At 35.3% G+C, this 2,308-nt stretch carries 3 protein-coding genes; all 3 read right to left on the bottom strand.

The features are described from left to right. Positions 1-515: hypothetical protein (locus ENL20_09635; protein HHE38817.1), on the bottom strand; the 515-nt coding region annotated here is incomplete at its 3' end. 54 nt (positions 516-569) lie between these two features. Continuing rightward, positions 570-1,052, bottom strand: coding sequence for a hypothetical protein (locus ENL20_09630; protein HHE38816.1), 483 nt, complete (start codon positions 1,050-1,052; stop codon positions 570-572). A 17-nt stretch (positions 1,053-1,069) separates the two neighbouring features. Then, positions 1,070-2,299 carry a hypothetical protein gene (locus tag ENL20_09625; GenBank protein ID HHE38815.1) on the bottom strand — a complete coding sequence of 410 codons (1,230 nt, stop codon included), beginning with the start codon at positions 2,297-2,299 and terminating at the stop codon, positions 1,070-1,072. Positions 2,300-2,308 lie beyond the last annotated feature (9 nt).

Raw genomic sequence — 2,308 nt, 5'->3', positions numbered from 1 at the left:
GTTTGAAATTCAGAAATAGAATTAAAAGACAAACGACCGATAAAAACATCGGCTAAGATATCATTTCCTTCGAGAAGAGTGTAATAATGATCGCCTTCCCCTCCATCCATATGGCTGGTTGGAATAGTATAACTTCCACCTGCATCTCCAACTAAACAGACAAATTCCGGAGGATCTTCCCAATTATTGTAAGCATTCTGGATATAATTTTTTATCGCGGACAGACTCGAACCTGTTTCGGAAGTGCTGGCAGCAACTACTTCAAAACCCTTCTGATGTTTCCAGTCGGTTAGATATTGCAGATTCTGTTCGACAGTCGTGTTGTCCGGATAAATAAAAAGATAGGCTGGTTGTTGATATTCTTCATCGCGGGTAATGGTCGATTCATAATTTACGATTAGAGAAGAATATAAAGCATCAAAATTCCTGGATTTTTTGCGGTTATGGATTTTGATATTCTCACCTTCCGAACCTGAACAATTTACCATAAAATCTATATTTTTGATAATTCGCAATTCTTTTTTTACGGGATCATACTGGAAGGGATTAACAGTTACATTAACAATTCGTTAATCGCGCAGGATCGCGGGAGTTCCCAATTCGACAAGTTTACCGGGAAAAACATCTCCTCTATCATAGAATTCCTGATCTTTGACAAAAGTCGTAATTTTGGGTTGGCTTTCTATCTGTAATTCCTGCTGCGGGAAAATGTTTATATTGGAAATGATCTCATCTTCATAAGAAAGGATTTCGAGAGAAGCTTCTCCCTGATTTGGAATTGCAACTAATCTTGTGAATCTCGGTAGATCCGGTTTACCGATTTCGAGAAATTCACCTTCATTGAAATAGGAAATTTCCTGATAGACTTTACCTTGTTCGGAAATGGTTTTTTGTTCATAACCATTCAAGGAAAAACCAATCTCAAGCGCATCTCTATCGCCGGAAATATGTTCAAATAATTCTTTATGAGTATTTTCGGGAATTGATATCCATTCAGATGATAAGAAAACGATTACAAATAAAAACAGCAAAAAGAATAGAACTTTCTTCATTAGTACTCCATTAAAAATTACGGATTAATTTCCAATTTGTAAACACCGTTACGGGTAGCGACATAAACAAAATCATCCCTGATAATGACTTTATATGTATATCCGATCTCAGCATCGTCGATTCTATCTAAAAATTGGGGATTTTCTTTATCGGAAATATCATAAAGATAAACACCACCACCACCGGAAGCAATAGCGAGATAGTTGTCTTGAGCATCAATTGCTTGAGCATAACCGGAAGTATCTTCCTGATAGATTTTTATGGGAGTTTCAACATCGGAAATATCGATCACAGCAAAACCTTCGTGTCTGTCGGCAACAAAAGCATAATTGTCAACAATCTTTACATCGAGAGCTTCACCGGGTGTGTCGGTTGTACTGATGATTTCTCCTGTTTCTCTATGAGCTATATATAAACCTAATTGCTCTCCACCGAAATAAAGAAGTGTGTCAGCAACTTCAAAACCCATAATTGAATTAGGAAGAGTAAAATCAAAAGAACCGATCCAGGGATTAATCTCATTTGTATCATAAACTCCAAATTGATATTTATTTTCATGAGTCCATAATACATCAATCCTACCATCATTTAATGAATTCAACTTCATATCTTCGATTCCACCAGTTTGTCCGATAATCGAGTTGATAAGGAGAGGATTAGAAATGTCTGTGATATCAAAAACCATGATACCTCCGGGACTTCCATATCTATCATAAACAAAAAGCAGGTTTTCATCTTCAACTGCCGAAATCAATCTTGCATTCTCAATATCTTCTTCGTAATGGCAAATCAAGGTATCACTTATAATATCATAAATAGAAAAATAGGTCTGATCTTCAGCTATGTATAAATACTGATCTGTTAAAAATATATCTCTGGCATAACCTTCAGTTTCAAAAAAAGCAATAATATTCTGAACAGGTTCCAAAGATATATTAATGTCAGCAGTGGTTTCGTCTTTATTGACAACGATGTCGGTAATTATTTGAGATTTATAGCCGGAAAGTGTAACTGTCATATCATAAGTTCCCGATGCTAAAGCTATATAAAAATCACCATTGTCATCGGGATTAACATTAATTTCAGATATTTGAATTAACACTTCTTCAACATCACCAAATCCACCATTTAATGCAATATTACCTTGAATATATCCGATTACAGTTTCATTCGGTTTTGCGCAGCTATTCATCAGAAAAATAACTAAAAGTAAGACCATTAAATGCAACAGAATTTTAGTTCTCATCTTTTCTTC

The organism is Candidatus Cloacimonadota bacterium (assembly GCA_011372345.1).
GTDB lineage: Bacteria > Cloacimonadota > Cloacimonadia > Cloacimonadales > TCS61 > DRTC01.
This window is presented reverse-complemented; position numbering and strand designations above follow the sequence as displayed.

What these genes read in the sequence shown, in the direction of transcription:
- ENL20_09630 (HHE38816.1), bottom strand. Translation starts at nt 1,052, where the DNA reads ATGAAGAAAGTTCTATTCTTTTTGCTGTTTTTATTTGTAATCGTTTTC.
- ENL20_09625 (HHE38815.1), bottom strand. Translation starts at nt 2,299, where the DNA reads ATGAGAACTAAAATTCTGTTGCATTTAATGGTCTTACTTTTAGTTATT.